We start from the raw sequence: 20,692 nt of genomic DNA on the forward strand, positions 1-20,692 counted from the left end.
TATGGGGAATAGAAGCTTGGGGAGCCGGATCTTCGACATCTGCAACATTTTGTTCTTGCTGCTGATCAGTTTGGCCTGCCTTTTTCCGATTTATTATACGTTCGTCCTTTCTTTCACCGATCCGGTCGAATATTATCAGAAACCGCTCATTTTATTTCCGACGAAGTGGACCTTAAGCGCTTACCAATATTTGTTGTCCACGGATACCATGATTAACGCGATCGGCGTGAGCACCTTCCTGGCAACGGTTGGAACCGTGCTGAGCCTAGTTGTCACCTCCGGGTTGGCGTATGCGATTTCCCGCAAAAGATTGCGTTTCCGCAGAGTGTTCATGTTCGCTATCCTGTTCACGATTTTGTTTCAGCCCGGATTGATTCCGCAATATTTGATCGTCCGGCAGCTGGGATTGATCGACAGCCTCTGGTCCCTTATTATTCCGTCTTTGACCGGAGGATGGTTCGTGCTGCTGATGAAAGGCTTCTTCGACAGCATCCCCGATAGCCTGGAGGACGCCGCCCGAATAGATGGAGCCAATGAAATTGGAGTTTGGCTGAGGATCATTCTCCCGTTATCCGTTCCGGCTCTGGTCGCTTTCGGACTGTTCTTCGCCGTCGGCTACTGGAACACTTTTTTCAACGCAATCATGTTTATCAATGACCATAAGAAATGGCCGCTTCAGGTGCTCCTGCAAAATATGCTGGTCGATCCGACATCTTCGGTCAATGCAGGCTCCGCCATGGATTTCCGTTCGAATCGGCAGATGCCGACCGAAACACTGAAGATGGCTTCCGTCGTCATCGCGACTTTACCTATTATGCTGGTGTATCCATTCCTGCAGAAGCACTTTGCCAAAGGAGCCATGGTGGGCTCCGTCAAGGAATGAGAACATACAAAGTTAAAATCAAAAAGGGAGGTATTGTGATATGAATAAAAAATCGATAGCATTGCCGTTCTCGGTGCTTCTGTCTTCGTCACTTGTATTATCTGCCTGCGGGGGAAGCACGAGCTCCGGAGGTGGACAGCCGACCGATAAAGACCAGGCGCCGGTAGAGCTTACGTTGAACACCCTCAGCTACGGAACGCAATTTCCTGACGATAATAATCCGGTGGTCAAGGAATTTGAGAAGCGGACGAATACCAAGCTGAAGATTGACTGGGTTCCTGTTACCACTTCAGAGGACAAGTTCAAAGTGCTGTATGCCTCCGGAAATCTTCCGGACGTCACTTTCGTGGAGGACTTGAATGATTCCCAAATCCGGGGGCTGATCAAGCAGGGCGTCTTCTGGGACTTGACCCCATATATTAAAGATTATCCGAATTTGATGAACCCGAATTTGGCGGAAATGTGGGAGATCGCTAAAATTGAAGGCAAAAATTATTCGATTCCCCGCTATTATCCGACTCACGGAGGCGGAGTGTTTCCGATGCTGCGCAAGGATTGGCTGGATAAACTGGGAATGGAGGTTCCGGAAACGCTGGATGAATTTTACGAAGCTCTGAAGGCATTTAAAGAGAAGGATCCGGACGGCAACGGGGTAGACGATACGATCGGTTATTCCGCCAGTCTCGCCTATATGGGATTCATTTATAACGTATTCAACGATACCCAGGGAGCCTGGAAGCTTAGAGACGGCAAGCTGTATCCGATCATTACCGAGGATGCATCGAGAGACGCTCTGCTGTGGCTCAAGAAAGCTTACGAGGACGGTCTGTTCCCGCCTGATTTCGCGATTTTGAAATTTTCACAGATAAACGATATTCTTCACAGCGGAAAAGCGGGCGGCGGAGGCTACGCCATGAACAACTCGTTGACCCGTACCCAGGAAATCCGCAAGATCGATCCCGAGGCGAATTTGATTCCGCTGGCTTATTTAAAAGGGCCGGAAGGCAATGAATATGTCCCGTCTGGCGCTCCCTTCTACGGACATTTCCTCGTGCCTAAGAAAGTGCCGGAAGAGAAGCTGAAGGCCATATTGGGGTTCATGGATTTCGGATACAGCCAGGAAGGCTCGGATTTGGCCACCTACGGTATCCCCGATGTACATTACAAGATGGAGAACGGCCAACGAATCCCGACCGAGCAAGCCAAGAAAGATCTGGTGGCGGATGCGATGCACTATTTCTTCCATCCGCTCGGCGATGAAATCGTCTTGGGAGATCCTTCGACAACTACCCCGGAAATATTCGAACGGAATGTTCAGATTCTGGAAGAGAGGAAGAAGGTGAAGGTGGATTATCCGTCCCTGGGCCTGGTATCCGATGCGAATACGAAATTAATGCCGGATATCAAGCAGAAGGTGGACGACATGAGAACGAAAGTCGTCCTGGGACAGGTCACGATTGAAGCCTATGATGAATTCATCGAGAAGCTAAAGCAGGATGCCGATCTGCAGAAGATCGTGAAAGAGATGAACGAAGCTTATCAGCAAAAGCTGGCCAGCCAGTAATGAAAGAGAGGCCGGGCTTTCCAATCGGGAAGGCCGGGCCTTTTGCTTTGTCTATGAAATAGGACAGACACTAGGAGGAATGCCGTTTGCGGAATTGGCCGGGCGTCATTCCTTCACTTTTCTTGAACAGGCGGATCAGGTGGGAAGGCTGGTACCGCAGCATTTCCGCGATATCGTTTATTTTCAGATCGGTCTTAAGGAGCAGCTCCTTGCATTTATCTATTCTCAGCCTCGTAACGTAATCGACGTAATTTTCTCCGGTGATTTGCTTGAAGGCCCGGCTTAATTTATACGGGCTCATTTGCATTTGTTCCGCATACCCCTCCAGGGAGATATCTGACTGAACCTCCTCCCGGATTCGTAGAAGCAGTTGATCGATGGCGGCTTTCAGTTCCGGGTCGCAGGACGGAGACAGAGATTGAATAAAAGGGGCCACCAGCTTGTTTCGGAACCAGTCAAGCATTTCCCCGGGCTCTCTGATCGCTTGCAGCTGCTCATACAAATCTTCACCTTGATACAGGATATACGGATTTGCTCCGGACTTAAGGACAGCGTCCCACATGCTTCCTAACAGCTTCATCATGCCTTGATGGACGATGAGCTCGGTGCTGGATTCTTTCTGCAGGGCCTGCATAAACCGGGAAATCCGCTCAAGCGTCTCTTCTTCCATTCCGATGCTGAAGGCGTGGACGATCTCCCTCTCCAATTCAAAAGGAAAACGGACCGGCTGATGTCCGGCCAAGAGGAAATCATCCATATCGATCAGCTGGTTGCAAGGATCGATTTCCCGGTAACGAAGGGCCTGCCGCGTTTGGGCGGCCAACTCGGGAAGCTCCCAAATATGGCGGGACGTTCTGCTGATTACAATCGTCACATTCATCCGGAGGACCTTATTCAAGGCGGAGATGAAGTCGTTGGCCAATTTGGTCAGCTTTTCCTTGATTTCAATGGGATCTGTCGAACCGTCGACGATCAGGAACAGACCGATGGACAAATCTTGAAAGTTAATGACATGAAACAGTTCCCGGGAGGAGGAGCATAATTCCTCGATAATATTCGCTGCAGCGAAGGAAATTAGCTGCTTGTCCTTCTCGGAGGCCGCATCATAGCTGGACATTCCGGAGAGCTGTACAGCGACGTAAGCGAATTGTTTGTTCTCGGTGTCCCAATCCAGCTCTTTCATTTTGCCGGCCAATTCCTTGTCGCTTAAGTAGTATAAGTGGCCTTCCAGAAGCTGCAGCATAAACCCTTCCCTCAGACTGGGTATGGACTGCTTGACCTTGCGGTAAAGCTGCTCGCTCTGTTCCAGCTGCCGCTGCCATTGCCGTTCGATGTAGGCCAATTCATCGTTGGCTACGGGTTCCCCGTCCTTGAATGACTGAAATACTTTGGTCAGCCTTCGGATCGGATGGTAGATTCTTCGCGAGGCGAACCAGGACAGCAGCAAGGCCATAAACAGGCCGAAGGTGCTTACCAGAAGGATCGTCCTCACCATGGCGGATACAGGGGCCATGATTTGGGAGAGCGGGGTAGCCGAAATATAAGTAAATTCATCCCCAAGCCTGGATAGCTTGCCGTAAGAGACGGAGAAGCTCTCTCCCTGCCATTCATAAACGAACGTATTCTCGAGGAGATTATCGTTTCGCACGTAGTCTCGTAACTCCTCTTCCAGCCCGCGAATTCCTTCCGTATTGGAGGAATCCGTGACCTGCCGGTCTTGGTGGTCCATAAGAAAAGCGACGCCCGCACCGGAAGTCAATTTCTGTACCATGTTATTCAGAGCCGACTGATTAATATAGATGATGAATGCGCCATAAGCTTCCTTCTGAGTCCCTCCCGGAAGCTTGATGATAACTCCATGACGAGCCATATCCGGCAGGTGAACGGGATGAATGGAATGAATCCAATAAATTCCTTTATTCGGGTCCAACAAGGATTGGAAAAGCTTCCGCTCCGCTTCATCGGACAACGTCCGGACGCCGGAATCGTCTCCGATGACTTTGTTGGAATCCTTGAGATATAAAGCGACTGAGCTGATAAGAGGGTTGGAGTTCTGCATCAAGGCTAACGAACGAAGCAGCTCGTCCGTTCTCTGGAATTGCTGGTGAAAGTCGATCTCCGTCAGCGATATGTCAAAGCCCGGATTGAACCCGAGCTGGGCGGAATATAGCTCCAAATGCGACAAGTAGTCATCCAGCCTCTGGATGGATTGCTTGAGCTGGATTTGATGTGCCTTGTTCAATTCGTTAACGATCCGATCACTGCCGGTGTAGTAGAGACCGATACTGATCAGGGTCACGGGCAGGCAGGTAATGATGAGGACAAGAATTAAGCTTTTTCGGTAAAAGCTCCCCTTAACCATTCCAAGATTGATCATAAATAAAGCTTCACACCTCTCCCGAAAAATCGGAACAATATTTCTAGTATACCAACATTTCATTATTTGTGAAAAGGCTTTCTTTGACCTTTGCGCTGTGCAGCTGTTGTCGGTAATCCTTGAGCATGCGTATATAGAAACCTCCGGGATTATCTTGAGCGCGAAAACATTGGATCGGATTACCGCAGGGTAGAAACATTAATTGTCAAATGGATTAGTATGGTTAAAGTCTCATTCTCCTGCATTTGCAAAAGATGATCTAATATCCAATTTTTCAGATGAAAATACACGGCTTTTATGATAGGATAAAAGAAAATCATAAGAAGAGGATGGGGAAGCAAATGGCAAGAACGAAAATAGAGCATGTTGGATTAATGGTGGCCGATATGGACAAGTCCATTTCTTTTTACGAGGAAGTGGTCGGTCTGCGGCTGAAAGGGAAATTGGATCACTCCAACGGGGTATTGAAGCTGGCTTTTCTCGGATTTAATGTCGACGGGGAAACGGAGATCGAGCTGATTGAAGGATATAATGCCGGGCTGCCGCAGGAAGGGAAGGTCCATCATTTAGCCTTCACCGTAGACAGCATAGAAGAGGAGTTTGCCAGAATCAAGAGTCTGGAGCATGTAAAGTTGATTGATCAGGAGATTACGACACTGCCCAACGGTTCGAAATATTTTTTCTTCCACGGACCGGACGGGGAATGGATTGAATTTTTCGAGCCGGGACGTTAAGAACGCTCAATTCGTCCAGCATGTGAGCACGCAGGCCTTGTACGATCTATAGATAATTCGCAGCCGCCCTTGGTAAAAATCCGAGGGCGGTTTTTAACCACATTAGAAAGTTTAAGTTGATTAAAGCATTAAAATGGAACAAACTTTCTAATTGGCATAAAAAGCTTCCTCTAATACCGGGTTATTCGTCTTCGAAGAGGCTCCGTTAGGAGCTTTTTTTACCACATTAGAAAGTTTAAGTTGATTAAAGCATTAAAATGGAACAAAATTTCTAATTGGCATAAAAAGCTTCCTCTAATACCGGGTTATTCGTCTTCGAAGAGGCTCCGTTAGGAGCTTTTTTTACTATTGACAATAATGTGTACTATACCGATAATACACATAAGAGAGAAGGCAGGTGAGCCTCGTGTGCTGAATTTCCATGATCTAAAGCTCAATAACAAAGAGCCTGTATATATCCAGATTGCCTTGTATGTCAAGAGACAAATCCTGCTGAAAAGAGCCGCCACCGGTGATAAACTGCCGTCGAGGCGGGAATTGGCGGCACAGCTTAATGTTAACCCCAATACCGTACAGAAGGCCTTTCGACTGATGGAAGAGGAAGGCTATGTGCATACAAGCGGCAATCAGGGCAGTATCATTTACGTGGATGCGGCCATCGCTGCCTCCATTGAAGAAGAACTGACCCGCCAGATGGTCCGGGAATTTATTGCCTCGGCCAAAGAGATTGACCTATCATTCAAGAAGGTGATCGATCTGATCAGCGATCTTTGGGAACAAGATTAAGTTTGGATATAGTGTACTAGTCGATTAATACAACTGGGGGTTGGAGTATGAAAGGATTCTATCGATTATTGAATTATGAGTTTTCAACAATGCTCCGGGCTGTTTTGCTGCTTTGTCTGGGCACCCTTATATCGCCGCTGTTGTTTCTGAATACAGCCATCCGGGATTTGAGCATTTATTCCGTTCATGAGCGGTTTGAAGATTTATATGTTTCATCCGGCTGTGTCATTGTTTTTTTGATTTATTTGGCGGCCTTGTTCGCTTTTTTTGTGAAATCCGTATACGCCAACTATTGGGGGAGCAAAAGCATCTATACTTTACTCACTCTTCCGGTAAGACGGGAAACAGTTTATTTTAGCAAATTGCTGGCTTTTGCGATTGGTCTTACCATTCTGCTGGCGGCGCAGATCCTCAGCGTGTGGCTGGGATACGGCTGGGTCGCCTCCAAGCTGAAGCATTTGAACGAGGGGCAATTTCTAATGGCGAACGGCTTATTTCTGGCCTTCATCCGCTCCGAATTTTTACGAATCATCCTCCCCATGAATATAAGCGGGCTGCTGTCATCGGCCAGCCTTTGGATAACCGTTCTAACCGGAATTTACTATGCGGTTTTGTGTGAGCGCAGTAAGCGTTATTGGGGATTTGTTCCGGTAGCGGCGGCTATTGTGGTATTGATTTATGTCATTACTCACCGGTTAGCCCCGCCTGCTTATTACGGCGTCCACCACGATCTGTACCTGCCCAGCGTCCTCTTGCTTGCTTTAAGCGGTTTTTTCATGTGGCACAGCATTCGATTAATTCAAAAAGGCGCCATCGCGTAGGAAGGGGAGAATAAGTTGGATCATTTGAAGAAGCATTTAGCCATTCCGCTGCTCATTATCGCTTTAGCGATGATTGGGGGGATGTTTGCAAAGCTGTATTTGTCCAAGGACGAGGGGACGTTTTACTTGCAGGACCTGTACGGTGACCGCTCCGTTCTTGAGGACGTAACGATAAGCGGGGATTTGCGGGATGGGTACCACCGCACTCATTTTTCCATTCAAGGAAGTCAGGTCGTAACTGCTACCGATTTTTATGAGAAAAACCCGGGAGGATTCTCGCATAGACATTCAGTCGGTGCAGCAAAAATCATTGATGGGATTCAGCATGAGGCAAGACCCTCACTTGTGGGAGAATATGATTTCGATATCACATATCAGGATAGAAGGAATCCTAAACATATGATCACAGGTACGGGCTATGTAAAAACAGGTTTGACCTTTCACGATCCAAACAAGAGTACGAATACCGACATGATTATGGATTATACGGATACCGAAATGATCACGGGGACGAATACGAACGCCGGGTCTGGAACGATGGGGGCTGGGAGTACTAATGTTTCGTCCAGGCAGTACTTCTTCGCGAATGACCTCAATTACGGGATTACAAGAATTGGTGACAAAGTCTACTTTACAGTGCCCACTACAAGTGGATATACGGGAATGAACGGGATATATGAGATTACGGATTTTTCTGTTGGAGGATTCCTGCGTCCCGCTGAAAAAGCTGCTCGAGAGCTGGTGGCTATCGATCTGGATAACAATGGGAAAGAAGGGGCCCCCAAGGTTGAAGTGCTTGGATTGGAGGCGGTCGGCGATAAATTGGTGCTGATCCTGTCCGAAGATAACAAACTGACGCTTCGGGGGTTCGACAGCCATAGTGGAGCAGATCTGGGCAAAGTCACAATGGAGGATATCGCAATCGGGGGGCGGGAAAATGTACAGGATCCGTCTGATTCCAAGGAAGAAACGCATTATGCCGCTTATGAAGCTTTTATCGATCATGATGTGCAAGTGATTAATCTGATATTCAGCAGAGGGCCTGCGGAGCCCGATGAAGTGAAAACTACGATGCTGAGCTTTGATTTGTCCGACGGAGTCATGTTAATCGGCACGGTTAAGGAGAGCTATCCGAGAGAGGAAATCGACCGTTTCTATGATACGACTCTGATCAGCCACCGACAGGGCAAGCTTTATGTAGTGAAAACGTTGAGGGACAGTGAAGAAAAGAGTCAAATACCTTATGATATTGTACGTCCTAAACATCTCATGATCTATGTTTATGAGAATGCAAATCTGGTCTATCAGGGTGAACTGGTGACAGATATGAATGATGATGTCATCCATGTCCGTAATTTGCCTCCTTCGACCGGAGGATTCGGATATGATGAGGTCAGATACAGAAATTTCGATAACGTTCGCATCGGGCAGGGGGGAGAAGCATGATTGAGATGAAGTTCGTTACCAAGCGATATGCCGGAGGCCATTACGGATTGTATTGGGAAAGCGCAACGATCCCTACTGGAGAAATCGTAGGTATATTAGGGGAGAACGGCAGCGGCAAAACAACCCTGCTCAAAGCGATCATGGGAATTGGAGACATTGAGAACGGTGAAATCCGGATTGACGGGCTTCCGGTCACGCAGCAATATGAGAAGATGGCTTTTATTACTGAAGAAGGAAGCTTCCTTCCTGATTTGACTCCCTATGAATACGGCCAGTTTTTGGCGGATTTTTTTCCTCGATTCGATTGGGAACGGTATAACAAGCTCTTGAAGTTTTTTAACATCGAGAGCCACGGACAAATCAAGAAGTTTTCCAAAGGGCAGAAGTCCAAGCTGGAGATCTGCGCCGGTTTTTCCAAAGGGGCCAAGTACATTCTGATGGATGAGCCCTTTCTCGGCAAGGATATGTTTACCCGGAGGGATTTTCTGAAGCTGATGGTATCCAGTCTGAAAGGGGACGAAACGATTCTTCTGACGACTCATATTATAGATGAAATCGAAAATGTGCTGGACCGGGCCATCATTCTTCGCTACGGGCGGGTGAAGGCCGACTTTTATATTGATGACATTCGGGAGGAAGGCAGAACCTTGGCCGATGTTATGGCCGAAATAACAGGATATGAGGAGAACCAATATAAGGAGATATTTGAGTGAGGGGAATTTCTCGATGTTTCATAAGGAGGTGAATGTTAAGAGATAGTTGGTGATTGGATTGCTGCTTGTATCCTCGGTAGCAATGACAGCCTGTGAGAGCAACCCAAATACAAATAAGCGCGAAGCAATCGTCTCCATGCTACTTGAAGGCGCTTCTCAATATGAATTCTCCCAGGTTGAAAACTTATTGGAAGAATGGGCGAAAATGTTCTCAATCAAATGCTGGACGATGTATTGGAAGGATGGCATCTATACAGATATCCCCAGGGGAGAGATCGCAAGTTGAATCGACTTCTCCTTCAAAAGGGCGGCGATCCTAACGCAGTAGACAGCAACGATGCCTTATTCAAGGTGGGAACGGCAGAAGTGTTATATTTTCATGTCAAGAGCTCGGATGGTGCGACATTGTTACTTAATGCGATTGGTGCACGATATAGGGAGATGGTTCAATATTTACTAGAGCAAGGTATGGATCCGAATGAAAAGGGGTGGGCTCAGGAAGGGGAGCCGATGACTTCACTGCATTTTGTCATTAATTTCGACGAGGAACACCATATTATAAAGATGCTGCTCGATCATCCCGAGATTGACTTGCTCTCAAAGAACCAGCTCGAAATGACCCCATTAGAGTTGGCGCAGCGACAAGGAATGACCAAAGTCATCGAAATGATTGAGGAAAACTCGGTGAGTCTTCTTGATTTATAATAAACTGTAAATAATCATTGATCACACATCACCACTTGCAGTTAGCAAAATTTAATCAATGTCAAAATAAATCAAGTGACAACACGTTTTGTTTGTAGTACAATACAGTGGAATATGGCCAGCACGATTAGTTTATCACTACGTCCAAAAAAAATTTGGTATGGGAGTGGTAAGCTTGAACAATAAAAGTAATAAGAAGAAAAGCAGTAATAAGGATAGAACCAGCGACAGTTTTGTCAAAGGGATTCTTGGGTACCTGATTATTATACTATTTCTGGTTCTGCTTATTAAAATTTTTAGTAAGTGATGCATGTAGGAACGAGTGTCATGCGATTCGCAAAATGATGTAGATAAACTAATCGTGGTGAGCCATTCAAGTGAATGGCTCACCACGATAAAAAATAAAATAATAAAAAGGGATCAAAACCGCAACCTGTTCTTGACGAAACGGCCCTCTGAAATTGGTGATTCTGCATAGCTGCTTTGCCATGCCAGACTAGAATATGGTGCAAAACCGCACCACATGTTTGGGATTGTATCCATTTTATTTTTATAATTAGGGTGCGAAAATGCTCCCTGTTCACAACGTTTTTCGTAAACTAATGATTTCGTTGAGGTGCTTTTGCACTTTATCGCACTACAATCTCTCAAACCTCTAATTAGTTTAGCGGAAATGGGAATCTAAGCACTCATTATGGTTTGATCGAAAAAAGAACCTTCAAATTTGAAAGTTCTTTTTTGATTTTCCAAGGAGTTAATGAAACTGAAGAAAGTGATGTCTTTTCTCATAGTTGGGTTGACCATCGCGGGATTATTATTGGCTATAAAAACTCCTTTGTTAGCATGAACAAGGTGATAATTTGAATTAAACGCCGGCAGGTCAATTTTTAAATGCGATAGTTGACATTAATTTCCGTTTGTTTTATAGTAAAAAGTAACCTATTACCATTAAGATATATTATTTGAAAATATAGGCTCATTTCGAGACGGAAGCACCGTCCTTATGCTTTAGCAAGCATAGGGGCGGTGTTTGTTTTTTTACTGCGGCCAGAAAGGAAGAGGAGAAGAATGAACACGTGCGAGCCCATGCTCACCGGACAATTATTGGCGGGGCGTTATCGGATTCTGTCCGTCATCGGCAGAGGGGGGATGAGCAACGTTTATTTGGCGGAAGATACGAAGCTTCCGGGCAAACGCTGGGCTGTCAAGGAATCGCGGAAGCATTCCGGTCATAAGAAGCTGTTTCATGAGGAAGCGGCCCTGCTAATCCGTTTAGACCACCCGTTTTTACCCAAGATCGTCGATTTTTTCCCGCCGAATGAGGAAGGCTTAAGCTATTTGGTGACCGATTATATTCATGGTGAAACCCTTCAGCAGAGATTTCAACGAGTGGGAGCTCTGCCCTATAACGATGTGATCAAATATGCGATTCAGCTTTGCGAGCTGTTCGATTATTTGCATCATTTTAAGCCACGCCCCATCATATACCGTGATTTGAAGCCCAGCAATGTAATGATCGATGAGCAGAATAACGTTCGCTTGATTGACTTTGGCATTGCCCGCAAATATAATGCCGAGCGTACGGCCGATACGATTCAGCTTGGCACGATTGGATTTGCTGCGCCGGAGCAGTTTTTGAATCGCCAGACAGACGAGAGGACGGACTTATATACGCTGGGTGCGATGATGTACTATCTGCTGAGCGGGGGAAAGTATTACAGCATCGATACCCGCGACCGCGCGGTGAGGGAACTGCCCAAGAATTTGCCCGCATCATTGACGCATGTCATGTTTCGGCTGCTGGCAGACCAGCCTGACGAACGAATTCAAACCGCGTTAGAGGTTAAGCGTCTGCTTCAGGAAGGGATGGAGCTTCCGGATAACCAGCGGCCGATGAACGGTCATTCGCCGGGCGACAAGCATCCCGACAAGCGTAAGCTTGTCGTCATCGGGGGACTTTATCCCGGTGCCGGAGCCACCTTCGTCGCGGTTTCTCTGGCCCGACTGCTGCACGACAGCAAGATTCCCCACGCTCTTATTGAGCACTCGGGCAATTTGCCCGAGCTTCATTCCCTTCTGTTCGGAGAGCAAAATGCACCGCAGGAATATCGTTACTACACACAGCAGGACTTCATGACCGAACGCTCGACCGGAATGCGCTGGCAGGACGGATACACCGAGTGGCTGCCGCTTCCTCCAGAGCGTATGTCGGAGAGAGTGTGGACGGCGGATCACTATTTCCGGCTGCTGTACTTACTGGACTACCCGGTTGTCCTCCTCGATATTTCCAGCCAGTGGGGCGACCCTACGGTTCAAGAAATGTGCAGGGAGGCCGATCATGTGATCATTGTCGCCGACCCTTATCCTTCCAAATTAAATATGCCGCAAACCCAGGCTTCCCTTCGCTTCATAAGCGGCCTTTCGAATAAAGAAGTCCATTGGATTGCCAATCGTGATGAGACTTTCTCAGGCAGAAGAGAGTGGTTGGGCACGTTTCCGCGGCAGCCGGTTTGTCTTCCCGCTTATGCGGGGAAACATCTTCTGGACTCTCACTGGAAGGGGAGGATAGCACAGGATCATCCGGGTATACTTGATTCGTTAAGGCAGCATTGCGGGTCTCTTGTATCCGCTATCTGCCATCCAGGAGACAGGAGCGAACGAAAGCTCGGCAAATGGTTGGTCAAATGGTTTAAATAAATTTATGTAAATATATTGAATAGTTATAATTTTATGGTATAATTCTAATAGATTTCATTTTCAAGCGGAAGCACCGCAGAGCAAATTGATTTTGCTTTGTGGTGCTTCTTTTTTTGTCGGAAGGGAGAGATGAATAATCGGAAAAGAGATGAGATTAGCGGTCGGGATTGCTGTGTTGTCTCTCTTGCTGATCGCCGGCGGGGCGCTGCAAATGGCCGGATTACTGTCGTAGTAAAGCGGGAAGGAGGAAGAAATATGGAGAAAAGACGAATTGCAATTCTGGATAACGATCTCGCTTATACTAATATGCTGCTTAACTATGTACGAACATCGGAATACAGGACCAAGATGATCGTTAAAATCTTTACAGAACCCGGCATGCTGGAGGAGCCGGACAGCTTTGATCTGATTCTGGCCGGTTCGGACCTCTTGCCCGAACAAATACCGTCAGCAATACCGGTAGCCAGCCTCGTAGACGAACCGGTTACGGCGGATAATGCCGAGCTGAAGATTTATCGGTTTCAGCCGCTTAATCAACTGTTTTCGCAGTTAACAGCGATCATGATGGAACGGCCCAATCCGTGGCGGCTGGCCGGCGGCGAGGAAGCCGAACCGAGCTTGATTTCGGTTTATTCCGCTGTCGGGGGCGGCGGCAAGACCGCTTTGGCTGTCCATTTGGCCGCGACTCTGGCATTTCAGGGCTCCAAAGTATTCTATTTGAGTCTGGAGACAGTTTGCTCCATTCCATACTTTCCCCGGCAGCCGGAGAAGCGTTCGTTCGAACGGATGCTCTATTATTTGCAGGCGGAGTCTCCTTACATCCAATCCAAGCTGGAGCAGTATAAAAGTATTGATCCTGTAAGCAAGGTGGAATATCTGGATCCTTGCGAGAGCATGGAAGAGATGGAAGGCATGACGGAACAGGACACGCAGAGGCTGCTCTGGCTTCTGAAGCAATCGGATTACGATTACGTCATTATTGATGGAGATTCCGCCATGCACACAAGGGCTATGGCAAGCCTGATGGCGAGCGATCGAATTTTGTGGCTGATTGAAGATGAACTCAATCATTTAACGAAAACTAAGCAGGTGTATGAGCGGTTTCGGTTGGAAGCCGGCAAATCCGTAACAGAAGGGAAGCTGCCCGAGGTTTCGTTCATTCTTAACAAATATACGGGAAGTTTGGTTAACGACATCGGCGGCTTTGGATTTCCATTATTCGGGCATTTGCCGTACGTTCCGGATTGGAGCAGCTTGCACTCAGCCTCTCAGTTGTTTGCGGACAACAGCTATCGCGTTCAATTGATGAGATGGTTGACGAAGCTGGCGCCAGAAGCAAGAGGGGAGGAGATGACCTGCTGATCGAGGAGGAACTGATTCGGAAGCTCCGTCTATCTATCGCTGAACAATTGGATTATTCGGAGGCCAAATCGGATGATGAATTAATGGAAATGATCGAAGAGGAAGTCTTCTCCTCCGAGAGCTGCGCCGGCTGGACAGCGCGGCAGAAGGCTTACGCTGTCAGACGATTATTTCATTCGTTTCGCGGATTGGATGTCCTGCAGCCCTTGATTGATGACCGTTCCATCTCGGAAATTATGATAAACAGCCATCGAGAGATTTTTATCGAAAGGGCGGGAGAGGTTCTTCCTTATCCTACAGTGTTCGAGGATCCACAGAAGCTGGAGGATATCATTCAGTCTATCGTTTCCAAAGTAAATCGTGTCGTGAATGAAGCGTCTCCTATCGTAGATGCGAGATTGGCGGACGGGTCGCGGGTCAATGTCGTTCTGCCGCCCATTGCGCTGAAAGGACCGACGATGACCATCCGGAAATTTCCGGACAAGCCCATGTCCATGAAGGAACTGGTTGACAAGGAGGCGCTGACCGAAGAGGCGGCTGGTTTACTGGAGCAGCTCGTCAAAGCGAAATACAACATTTTCATAGGGGGAGGAACAGGTTCGGGCAAGACGACCTTCTTGAATGCCCTGTCTGATTTTATCCCTGCCGATGAACGGATTATTACGATAGAGGATTCGGCAGAGCTGCAAATAAGGAATGTGCCTAACCTGGTAAGCTTGGAAACGAGAAACGCGAATACCGAAGGCAAGGGTGAAATCACGATTCGCGACTTGATTCGGGCATCCCTCCGCATGAGGCCTAACCGGATCATTGTGGGAGAAGTACGGGGGGCGGAAGCTCTGGACATGCTGCAGGCGATGAACACCGGGCATGAAGGCTCGATCTCTACCGGCCATTCCAATTCCACCGCCGATATGATCAGCCGTTTGGAAACGATGGTGCTGAGCGGGGCGGAACTGCCGCTTGATGTTGTACGGAAGCAGATCGCTTCGGCCATTGATATCATGATTCACTTGACCCGATTGCGCGATAAATCCAGGCGGGTAACGGAAATATCGGAGGTGATCGGAATGCGGGGAGGGGAGGTGCACTTGCAGCCGCTGTTTATTTTTCGGGAAGAAGGCACGGAGCAGGGCAAGATCATAGGCAAGCTGCAGCCTACGGAGCATAAGCTTACCCGGACGGATAAGCTGCACGCAGCAGGATTTTAAGAAGAGGGTGGTGTGAACGATCATCATCATAGCCTGTGCCGCAGGGATAGGATTGTTCGTATGGGGACTGCTCTATTTGCTGGAGCGCACCCGCAAGTCCAAACAGGGGGACATATCTCAGATCAAAGTGTCGAGGGCGGAAACGGTCATAGATTACTCGGTGTACCGGTTATCCGTACAAGAGAGGGTTATGGCGGTTGTCGTAGCAAGCGGGAGTCTTTATGCTGTCGGATATCTTTTTTACAAGCAGCCGTTAATCTCTCTCATTATGGCGGTACTCGGATTATTCTATCCGAAATGGATATCGAGGAAAAAGATGATTAAACGCAAAGCGGAGCTTAATGATCAATTCCGGCAGGCCCTATTTTCATTGTCCTCATCGCTAACAGCCGGAAAATCGGTGGAAAGCGGCTTGGCGGAGGCGGTTAACGATTTAAAAACCCTGTATTCCAATCCTAATACCTATATTATTGCAGAGTTCGATCGGATGAACAGAAAAATCCAGAACGGCGAGACGATTGAAGCCGTGCTGAGAGAATTTGATGAAAGAGCCGATCTCGAAGATATTCATAATTTCGTAGACGTTTTCGTTACCTGTAAAAGATCGGGAGGAAATTTAATCGAAGTCGTCCGCAGAACCGCGAACATAATCGGTGAGAAAATCGAAATTCAGCAAGAAATAGCGGTGCTGATCGCGCAAAAGAAGTTCGAATCGGCGATTCTGAGCGCTGCCCCGTTGGCTGTTATCGGTTTGCTGACGATCAGCTCACCGGATTATATGGCTCCGCTATATTCGGGTTTAACCGGACCGCTTATTATGACGCTATGTTTAGTACTGCTGTTAGGCTGTCACTGGCTTGTCAAAAAAATAATGGATATCAAGGTTTAGGGGAGATGAATTTGGAGGAGACACCCAGCAACTCTTCAATATACAAATGGCTAATGCCTCTTGCGATGAAAGTGGTGACCAAATCGGGACTGATGGAAAGGATGCCCGCTTTCGTCACCAAGCTGCATTTAATGATGGTCTCCTGCTATGGGCGGAGAGCGACGATGGAAATGACCAAACAATTCATCGCAAGGATGATTACGAGCGGAATACTGGTATTTATGCTGACGCTCTTGCTGGCTGCTGTAACGGGAGAATGGTTATCGGTTTCGCTGTGCGGACTGCTGCTTGCTGTATTGGCGCCTTGGATAGAAGTGCGCGGTTTAAGTAAGCGAATAAGGCTGCAGAAGAGAAGCATGCTTATTGAGCTTCCGGAATTTCTGAATAAGCTCACCTTGCTGGTCAATGCCGGGGAGACGGTACAGGCGGCGATCATCCGCTGTGTAGATTCCCGCCGGGAAGAGGAATTATCTCCGCTCTTCCGGGAATTATCGATCATGTCCAACGAATTAAAGAATAACCGTTCTTTTGCCAGGGCAATGGAGGAATTGAGCAAGCGGTGCGCTCTTCCCGAAATATCGTTATTTACGACTACTGTGCTGCTTAATTATCGAAGAGGCGGAGACGACTTTGTTGTTGCCCTAAGAGAATTGACGAGAAACCTTTGGGAGAAGCGCAAAGCGCTGGCAAGAACTATGGGCGAGGAAGCTTCTTCCAAGCTTGTGTTTCCGATGGTCATTACTTTCGGAATAGTCATGGTCATCGTTGCCACTCCTGCCATATTAATCATGGGCTAGGTGCGGAATCACGGATGAGACCGAACCGGCCATGCCTTTCAATAACGGCCTAACAGAAGTGAAGTCGATATTTGCAAAACTCAGTATATGAAAATAGAAAATTGGAGGAAAAACTATGCGGAACCTGAAGCAAGCTATTATTCGTTTTTGGCAGGATGAGGAAGGGTTAGGAACGCTTGAGATTTTATTGATTCTGGCGGTGATCGTCATTGTGGCAGTAGCTTTCAGGAAGTGGATTTTTCAGTGGGTGGAAGGCTTGTTTAACAAAGCGGATAAAGAAATTAATGTCCACACTGGTGATGATACGGGCAATATCATGCCTAAAGGAAAATAAGCCGATGCGGAACGTAATGCAAGGGAGAAGGCTGCGGCGTTTCTGCCTGAGTGAGGCCGGAAGCTTTACTATAGAGGCTTCTTTAGTGCTTCCGGTGATCTTTCTATGCACGATCGCCATTCTGTTCTTCGCGCTGTTTATGTACCAGAAGGCGGTAGTGTTCCATACGGCGGCAGTCAGTGCGGATCGAACGGCGGCTCATTGGGACAATTCGTATAAAGATCCGGTGACCGGATCATACCCCTTGGACAAGAATGACGGGCTGTACTGGAGAGTTTTTAACGATCAGGCGTCAGACTTGCTGGGAATCATCGGATTGGGTAATCCGGCAGTCGTCGAGCTGCCTCAATCAGGAACGCAGCCTTCCGGGTCCGGCCCGAATAAGAAGCTTTTACAGGCGGCTCAACAACTTCCCGTCTCCTTGGAGGGTCAGTTAAGCTATTCGAACCACGGTCTCGACCGCACCGTGCAGATCAAGCTTAACCAGTTTTTGGGTATTCCTTCTTTAGTTCAAGACTGGTTTGCCATGGACCAGGCGGCGGGAGAGTCGGTCGCACAAGTGACGGATCCCGTGGAATGGATTCGCGCGGTAGATTTAACCAAGTCCTATCTAAGCAGGATTAAGGGTAAAGCTCCTGCAACAGATGTGAAGAAAACATGGCTGGAGAGTGTTTCGGACCCGCCGGAAGTAATCATTCGCTCAGAAAAAGAAGCAAGTGAATATTTACGGAATTTCGTCAATGGGAAGTCGGTAGAAATCGAAACTCATACGGTGGGCCAGTATAGGATAATAGATGCACTAGACCGGGATGGCGTTGCTCATGAAGCGAAGTATACAATCAACTCCAAAAATGTTAAGGATCAAATAAAAAAGGATGTCGAACTTATGAAAAGGGGAGAAGTGAAGGGGGTAGTGTGGCACTTTTTCCGGCATGTCAAGACTGGAAAGACAGCCCTCACTCCATCGCTCAGAAGAGAACTGGAACGGAATGGCATCGTTGTGATCGTCCATAACTGAAGGATGGAGGAATGGAATGAAGCTGAAGCGGTTTCTACGTACCAGTGACGGGTCTGTTTCCGTCTATTTGATCGTGATCATCGTACCAATTTTTCTGTTCCATGCCGTTCTGATCGATTTTGTCCGGGTTAAGCTTGCGGAAAGAGAGACGGAGGCCGCTCTTTGGGCCGCCAACCGCTCGATGTTTTCCCGCTTTGATCGAGAGCTGCAATCCTACGGATTATTCGGAATTGCGGGCAATGAGGAAGAAAGCAGGCAAGTATTTCAAACCGTCCTGGATCACAATTTGACGGCTTCCAGCGAAGATTCTATTTTCAATTATTTGGATATCCGCTCCGAGCCGGAGGACAGTTATATACGGCCTCTATTTACACTAGCCAATCATGTCGTGTTTCGGCAGCAGATGCTGGAAGATATGAAGTATCAGGCCCCGATTGAATTTACGATGGAGCTTCTCGACCGGTTCAAAAACTCCGGCTTGACCAAGCAGTTAGCGCAAGCCGCTAAATTCCACGAGCATGCAAATATACTGGAGGAAAAAATAAAGCCATGGAATGAAGCATTGGAGGAGGCATGGGAAGCCGCACAGGACTTCATCGATAGGGGCAAACGGCTGCAACTGAAGTACAGCGGCACTTTGGGCGAGCTTCACGAACGGGCGGACCGCATTGGTCTAAATACAGCGGATAGTGTCAGACAGTCGATTCACGAGGTGGAGGAAGGGTTGGAGAAGGCCGAGGAAGCTTTGGATTCTTTGCAGCAATCTGCGGATTCGCTTGGCAGCACTATCGCCTTATTACTGATGAATCCCGAAGGGAACGCCGAGGCAATAAATTCGCTCTATCAATCCTTGCAATCTACGAAGAAATCCATTTCCGAAACTCAGCGGCAAATTTCCGAGTTTTTACAACGAAAATATGAACTGGAGGAGCTCTTGAAGGATATTTTGGCCTATACTGCTTTATTGGCATCTTCTCAAGTGTCGCTGGAGGAGGATTACGCCGGATTTGCCGAGCAGCATGAGCGCTTGTTGGAGAAGGTAGAGAATGCCAGAGTATTAAATGAGGAGCTCCGCGCGGAAAAGGAAAAGCTGAAGAGCAGCCTGGACAACGACTCATTCCAGGGCTATGACGTGCTGGACAAAATTCCGGTGTACTCCCTCGAATACTTCTCTATTTACAAAACAGAGTCAGCCAAAAGCCTGGCGCAGTTCTTCTGGCTGAAGGAAAAATGGCAATCTACTGTTTTTTTCATCGGGGATGACTACGGAGAAATCTCCAGACAGTTGGAGAAGATGCAAGAGCTGCTTGTCCGATTTGAAAGTGAGCAGGGAGAGAAAGAACGGGAACGTCAGGAGCGGATGAATCAGTTGGAGGTTAGCGATAAGGAACATAAACAAAAGCTCGGGGATGCTCTCAAGGAATTGAATTCTATGTTGGGCCAGTGCGGCATGTGGGGCAGCCAGGACCCTTATACAGCGTTATATCAGAGGCTCGAAGGGGATTCGAACGGGAACCCGGGGCTGTATTCTAAATATTATCAATATAATTCCGATCAACCCCCGGAGATGTCTGAGGTGTACGCGGCCGATCGCCCGGATCAAGCGATCAAGCAGGCTGTAAGCTTCTCGGAACGGATTTCGAATGTGCTTACCGGAATACGTGATGAGATCTATATGAACGAGTATGCATTAACGAAATTCAGTTATCGGACAGCCAAGCTGGAAGCGGGTAAAGGCGGGGTGCCGCCGGCTTCTCATGTGCCGTCTAAGCCGTTGGATCACCCTCTTGCAGATCAGGAAGCGGAGTATATTCTCTATGGAATGAATTCCTGTGCGTCCAATTATTCCGCAGCATATGGCGAGATGTTTGTATTTTTTATGGCGGTCCATATTGTCGAAGGACTTATGGATCCGAAGAAGAGTGTTTTAAATATCGGATCTCCCCTGCTTTTATTTACTGTCGTAGCTGCCCAGGCGGCCATTGAGGCAGTGCAGGATATGCAGAAGCTGGTGAAGGGTGAGGCGGTGCCCGTACTAAAGAAGGTGAAGTCATTAACCGTCTATTATAAAGATTTACTTAGGCTTTTTATGCTGCTCCATAGCAATGACAGTAAAATGATGTCTCGCATGCAGGCTTTAATCGAGTTGAACACGGGGAAGGATCTGACAGAAAGAACGACTTATTTGCAGGCAACCACTTCTTCAACCGTTCGAATCTGGTTTATGCCGGCAGCCATGAGGTTAATGAGTGATCTTGGCTTGCTGGATTGCGGCAATAAAAATAACCGATGCCAAATAACAAAGACAGCGGTGATGTCCTATTAAAGCATTTATTCGGAGGCTGACCCATTGTC

At 47.7% G+C, this 20,692-nt stretch carries 18 protein-coding genes; 17 read left to right on the plus strand and 1 reads right to left on the minus strand.

The window, feature by feature from the left end:
- Nucleotide 1: 1 nt before the first annotated feature.
- Together ACTHRH_RS17325 and ACTHRH_RS17330 are read left to right on the plus strand one after the other, a co-directional pair.
- A complete protein-coding gene (locus ACTHRH_RS17325) occupies nt 2–883 on the plus strand; it encodes a carbohydrate ABC transporter permease (protein ID WP_440416756.1) in 882 nt (293 codons plus the stop codon).
- A 40-nt stretch (nt 884–923) separates the two neighbouring features.
- Nucleotides 924–2,447 carry an extracellular solute-binding protein gene (locus ACTHRH_RS17330; RefSeq protein ID WP_144941315.1) on the plus strand — a complete coding sequence of 508 codons (1,524 nt, stop codon included), beginning with the start codon at nt 924–926 and terminating at the stop codon, nt 2,445–2,447.
- Nucleotides 2,448–2,517: 70 nt separating this feature from the next.
- On the opposite strand, the gene ACTHRH_RS17335 is transcribed toward ACTHRH_RS17330, so the two are convergent.
- Nucleotides 2,518–4,824, minus strand: coding sequence for a helix-turn-helix domain-containing protein (locus tag ACTHRH_RS17335; protein WP_440416758.1), 2,307 nt, complete (start codon nt 4,822–4,824; stop codon nt 2,518–2,520).
- Between the two features lie 341 nt (nt 4,825–5,165).
- Between ACTHRH_RS17335 and ACTHRH_RS17340 the strand changes: the two genes are divergently transcribed.
- The 15 genes from ACTHRH_RS17340 to ACTHRH_RS17410 all read left to right on the plus strand — a co-directional run bounded on the left by ACTHRH_RS17340 (nt 5,166) and on the right by ACTHRH_RS17410 (nt 20,663).
- Complete coding sequence (locus ACTHRH_RS17340; protein ID WP_144941312.1) at nt 5,166–5,558, plus strand: VOC family protein; 393 nt, start codon at nt 5,166–5,168, stop codon at nt 5,556–5,558.
- A 408-nt stretch (nt 5,559–5,966) separates the two neighbouring features.
- Nucleotides 5,967–6,344, plus strand: a complete 378-nt coding sequence (locus ACTHRH_RS17345) for a GntR family transcriptional regulator (protein ID WP_440416760.1) — start codon at nt 5,967–5,969, stop codon at nt 6,342–6,344.
- Nucleotides 6,345–6,391: 47 nt separating this feature from the next.
- Nucleotides 6,392–7,165, plus strand: a complete 774-nt coding sequence (locus ACTHRH_RS17350) for a hypothetical protein (RefSeq protein ID WP_440416762.1) — start codon at nt 6,392–6,394, stop codon at nt 7,163–7,165.
- Nucleotides 7,166–7,180: 15 nt separating this feature from the next.
- On the plus strand, nt 7,181–8,611 hold the full coding sequence (locus ACTHRH_RS17355) for a hypothetical protein (RefSeq protein ID WP_440416764.1): 1,431 nt from the start codon (nt 7,181–7,183) through the stop codon (nt 8,609–8,611).
- On the plus strand, nt 8,608–9,324 hold the full coding sequence (locus ACTHRH_RS17360; RefSeq protein WP_440416766.1) for an ATP-binding cassette domain-containing protein: 717 nt from the start codon (nt 8,608–8,610) through the stop codon (nt 9,322–9,324). The genes ACTHRH_RS17355 and ACTHRH_RS17360 overlap by 4 nt, the downstream gene beginning before the upstream one ends.
- A 49-nt stretch (nt 9,325–9,373) precedes the next feature.
- The gene (locus ACTHRH_RS17365) at nt 9,374–9,610 is read left to right on the plus strand and encodes a hypothetical protein (protein ID WP_186328459.1); all 237 of its coding nucleotides are present in this window, start codon (nt 9,374–9,376) and stop codon (nt 9,608–9,610) included.
- The gene (locus ACTHRH_RS17370) at nt 9,607–10,029 is read left to right on the plus strand and encodes a hypothetical protein (protein ID WP_379286414.1); all 423 of its coding nucleotides are present in this window, start codon (nt 9,607–9,609) and stop codon (nt 10,027–10,029) included. The genes ACTHRH_RS17365 and ACTHRH_RS17370 overlap by 4 nt, the downstream gene beginning before the upstream one ends.
- A gap of 1,068 nt (nt 10,030–11,097) precedes the next feature.
- Nucleotides 11,098–12,726, plus strand: coding sequence for a serine/threonine protein kinase (locus ACTHRH_RS17375; protein WP_440416768.1), 1,629 nt, complete (start codon nt 11,098–11,100; stop codon nt 12,724–12,726).
- 255 nt (nt 12,727–12,981) lie between these two features.
- Nucleotides 12,982–14,088, plus strand: coding sequence for an AAA family ATPase (locus ACTHRH_RS17380; protein ID WP_440416770.1), 1,107 nt, complete (start codon nt 12,982–12,984; stop codon nt 14,086–14,088).
- Complete coding sequence (locus ACTHRH_RS17385; RefSeq protein ID WP_440416772.1) at nt 14,037–15,299, plus strand: CpaF family protein; 1,263 nt, start codon at nt 14,037–14,039, stop codon at nt 15,297–15,299. The genes ACTHRH_RS17380 and ACTHRH_RS17385 overlap by 52 nt, the downstream gene beginning before the upstream one ends.
- Nucleotides 15,300–15,351: 52 nt before the next feature.
- The gene (locus tag ACTHRH_RS17390; RefSeq protein ID WP_440416774.1) at nt 15,352–16,188 is read left to right on the plus strand and encodes a type II secretion system F family protein; all 837 of its coding nucleotides are present in this window, start codon (nt 15,352–15,354) and stop codon (nt 16,186–16,188) included.
- Nucleotides 16,189–16,199: 11 nt separating this feature from the next.
- On the plus strand, nt 16,200–16,985 hold the full coding sequence (locus ACTHRH_RS17395) for a type II secretion system F family protein (protein WP_379286404.1): 786 nt from the start codon (nt 16,200–16,202) through the stop codon (nt 16,983–16,985).
- 115 nt (nt 16,986–17,100) lie between these two features.
- The gene (locus ACTHRH_RS17400; protein ID WP_144940390.1) at nt 17,101–17,319 is read left to right on the plus strand and encodes a Flp1 family type IVb pilin; all 219 of its coding nucleotides are present in this window, start codon (nt 17,101–17,103) and stop codon (nt 17,317–17,319) included.
- Nucleotides 17,320–17,323: 4 nt separating this feature from the next.
- Nucleotides 17,324–18,337 carry a TadE/TadG family type IV pilus assembly protein gene (locus tag ACTHRH_RS17405; RefSeq protein ID WP_440416777.1) on the plus strand — a complete coding sequence of 338 codons (1,014 nt, stop codon included), beginning with the start codon at nt 17,324–17,326 and terminating at the stop codon, nt 18,335–18,337.
- 16 nt (nt 18,338–18,353) lie between these two features.
- On the plus strand, nt 18,354–20,663 hold the full coding sequence (locus ACTHRH_RS17410; RefSeq protein WP_440416779.1) for a DUF5702 domain-containing protein: 2,310 nt from the start codon (nt 18,354–18,356) through the stop codon (nt 20,661–20,663).
- Nucleotides 20,664–20,692: the final 29 nt, after the last annotated feature.

The sequence above is a fragment of the Paenibacillus sp. SAFN-117 genome, from assembly GCF_051966115.1.
GTDB lineage: Bacteria > Bacillota > Bacilli > Paenibacillales > NBRC-103111 > Paenibacillus_L > Paenibacillus_L residui.

Coding starts and splice junctions, on each gene's coding strand:
- ACTHRH_RS17325 (WP_440416756.1), top strand. CDS start 2: ATGGGGAATAGAAGCTTGGGGAGCCGGATCTTCGACATCTGCAACATT.
- ACTHRH_RS17330 (WP_144941315.1), top strand. CDS start 924: ATGAATAAAAAATCGATAGCATTGCCGTTCTCGGTGCTTCTGTCTTCG.
- ACTHRH_RS17335 (WP_440416758.1), bottom strand. CDS start 4,824: ATGATCAATCTTGGAATGGTTAAGGGGAGCTTTTACCGAAAAAGCTTA.
- ACTHRH_RS17340 (WP_144941312.1), top strand. CDS start 5,166: ATGGCAAGAACGAAAATAGAGCATGTTGGATTAATGGTGGCCGATATG.
- ACTHRH_RS17350 (WP_440416762.1), top strand. CDS start 6,392: ATGAAAGGATTCTATCGATTATTGAATTATGAGTTTTCAACAATGCTC.
- ACTHRH_RS17360 (WP_440416766.1), top strand. CDS start 8,608: ATGATTGAGATGAAGTTCGTTACCAAGCGATATGCCGGAGGCCATTAC.
- ACTHRH_RS17375 (WP_440416768.1), top strand. CDS start 11,098: ATGAACACGTGCGAGCCCATGCTCACCGGACAATTATTGGCGGGGCGT.
- ACTHRH_RS17380 (WP_440416770.1), top strand. CDS start 12,982: ATGGAGAAAAGACGAATTGCAATTCTGGATAACGATCTCGCTTATACT.
- ACTHRH_RS17385 (WP_440416772.1), top strand. CDS start 14,037: ATGGTTGACGAAGCTGGCGCCAGAAGCAAGAGGGGAGGAGATGACCTG.
- ACTHRH_RS17400 (WP_144940390.1), top strand. CDS start 17,101: ATGCGGAACCTGAAGCAAGCTATTATTCGTTTTTGGCAGGATGAGGAA.
- ACTHRH_RS17405 (WP_440416777.1), top strand. CDS start 17,324: ATGCGGAACGTAATGCAAGGGAGAAGGCTGCGGCGTTTCTGCCTGAGT.
- ACTHRH_RS17410 (WP_440416779.1), top strand. CDS start 18,354: ATGAAGCTGAAGCGGTTTCTACGTACCAGTGACGGGTCTGTTTCCGTC.